General features: G+C 36.2%; 2 protein-coding genes. Both read right to left on the bottom strand.

Annotation, left to right across the window (positions count from 1 at the left end):
• Nucleotides 1-60 precede the first annotated feature (60 nt).
• On the bottom strand, nt 61-834 hold the full coding sequence (gene istB, locus BN1243_RS00040) for an IS21-like element helper ATPase IstB (RefSeq protein WP_062104222.1): 774 nt from the start codon (nt 832-834) through the stop codon (nt 61-63).
• Nucleotide 835: 1 nt separating this feature from the next.
• Nucleotides 836-2,398 carry an IS21 family transposase gene (istA, locus tag BN1243_RS00035; RefSeq protein WP_230200060.1) on the bottom strand — a complete coding sequence of 521 codons (1,563 nt, stop codon included), beginning with the start codon at nt 2,396-2,398 and terminating at the stop codon, nt 836-838.
• Nucleotides 2,399-2,516 lie beyond the last annotated feature (118 nt).

Raw genomic sequence — 2,516 nt, 5'->3', positions numbered from 1 at the left:
TGTAACCGTCAAGTACAATTAAACAGTTTTCCCCAATTAAGACTCAACAGTTAACCGAAATTAAGATTCAACACCTGTTTCTATAAATAAGGCCTGTCTATATTTCATTCTGATGCTATCTTGGTGTTCATCAAATGTAATGACTTCGCTTCTATGGAGGAGGCGATCTAAGATCGCCGTTGTTAATGTAGTATCTCCCAAGAATTTCCCCCATTCACCTGGTCCCTTATTAGACGTTAATATGAATGCTGTTTTGTCATACATATCATAAATAAACTGAAAGAAGAGCTGCGCATCCTGTGTTTCATAAGCCATATACATGATGTCGTCAATGATAATCAAATCCGATAAAGTAATTCGTTTGTACCTTGTTCTAGATTTATTGATATACTCTCTGGTCTTAAGTATATAAATAAGGCGATCCATTGAGATAAAGGAAACTTGATATCCTTGGTTAACCGCATGAATGCCCAGTCCAGTTGAGAGATGCGTTTTCCCCACTCCAGGTGGTCCCATCATAATTAGTGTGAAACGTTCTTCAATCCAAGACAGTTCTTTGAGTACATTCAGTTGCTTCTCACCAATCGCAGATTGCTCTTCTAAGTTAAATTGATCTAATGTTAATTCTTGCGGAAACTCTGCCCATTTCATTAACTTGGCACGATTCTTTTCTTCGCGACAATTTAATTCATATCCGAGTACCTGATCTATAAATTCATAGTAGGTCCAACCTTTTGACTCTGCTTCCCTAAGCATATTCGGTAGTTCTTTTGCCGTTTCTGCTAATCTAAGTGTTCTGCATTTCTGTTGGATCTCATTATAGGAATTTGTCATCTTATCTACCTCCTTGGAGCACGTGGAGATAGATATCCTGAGTTCGTTCAGGAGCTATTAGCTCCTCATATTTCTCATTGATCAGTTCTTTTTTTGGTAAATCTCTACTTTCCTGAATCTCCATTGAAATCGCAATATCTCTTAAATCATTTGCGCTGGTTAATTCTAACCTTTTCATTTCTTTTACCGCATTTTTGATATGACGCGGATATTGCTCTGCGGCTTTAAGGACCACTTTAAATTGTTCAATAGAATGCCTTGGATAGTGCTCTTGTAAAGTTTTGATAAGCCAAGTGGATATTTCTGTATCAGCTAGTTGTTTAGTGACTTGTTCCGCCAGCTTATCTCTCTTTGATTGTGACCGTTGTCGATGTTTGGGATCTGTTATAACTTCTCCTTTTTCTTTCGATAATGTGTGTAATGCAATTGGACTACCGTTTCGCTCGAGGGCAATGCTTAATATTTCTCCCTTAACAGAGACATAAGCGATGTTCTCCTTACCATTTTGAAAGGTTCCTAACGGAACACTATACCGATTCCCATCAAAACGAATAATATTGTCTTTATGGATTGTTCTTGTTATATTTATAGATGAGATATTTTCGAAAATATATTCACCATTGACCTTTTGAAGATGCTGCTTTTCGAGGGCGTGCACTTCGAAAGGTCTTTTCTTTGTATTATGATGAACTTTATAATTACCTGTTCTTTTTAACCATTTCAAAGATGAATGTTGCCATGTGCCTAAGTCCTTGAAAATGCGATGTTTCGTAAAATTATTCTTCACAAATTTTATTACTTGCTCAATTTTTCCTTTCGACTCTGGATCGCTTTTTCTGCACAGATAAATCTTAAATTTTCTAGTTTGATGATATTTAGTAAAGGATTCCGTAAGGATTAAATCTCCTGCATTCTCGCTAACCGCCAATAAACGATCTTGGTCATACACTATCTCCTCTGTCATTCCTCCAAAGTATCTAAATGCATTTTCCTGCATTCTAATCAAGTCAGTTGTTCGAAGAGGCCGATCCATCCACTCTACATATTTGAATCTTGAGTGGGATAAGATAAATCCGGCCACATATAATTTCTTTTTCTGCCCTGTCTCTGTGTAAACAAAGGTTTCTCCAAAATCAACCTGCATTTGCTTTCCCATCGGAAGTTCTTCAACTGTGCCATACATTCGTTCTATTGTTTCTTTAGGAATTTGATACTTGTCTCTTAAGTCATTTACATAGTTTCGTACCGTATTTTCAGCAACTGATTTTATATTATATTTCTCTTGTAACCAATCATAAATTTGAGCACTTGTTAAGTCTGGATGTTCCTTTAACCATGCCAATATGTCATCTTGGTAGGGATCTAGTTTCTTTGATCGTGTTTGTAACGAATCAATAAACCCAGCAAATTCCTCCGGAGTCATCCCTAAATATTCAATTACTCTATTTCTAGATATTTTTAACCTTCTTGCAATTTTACTGTTTGAGAACCCCATATTCTTCAAACGATGTATTTCTTGGTAAACCATCCACTTTTCCACTTCCTGTTCTCTCCCTTTCGACATACTCTGCATAAGTATACCGAAAGGAATAATAAACTAGTAAACTGTTTAATCTTATTTGTAGAAATCTGTTTACCCTTATTTGTGGAAAACTGTTGAGTCTAGTTTAGCAGTTACAATA

Origin of the sequence: Bacillus niameyensis, from assembly GCF_001375535.1 — a bacterium.
GTDB lineage: Bacteria > Bacillota > Bacilli > Bacillales > Bacillaceae_C > Lederbergia > Lederbergia niameyensis.
Note: the sequence above shows the minus strand (reverse complement) of the source record. Positions and strands in the feature narration are given on the sequence as shown.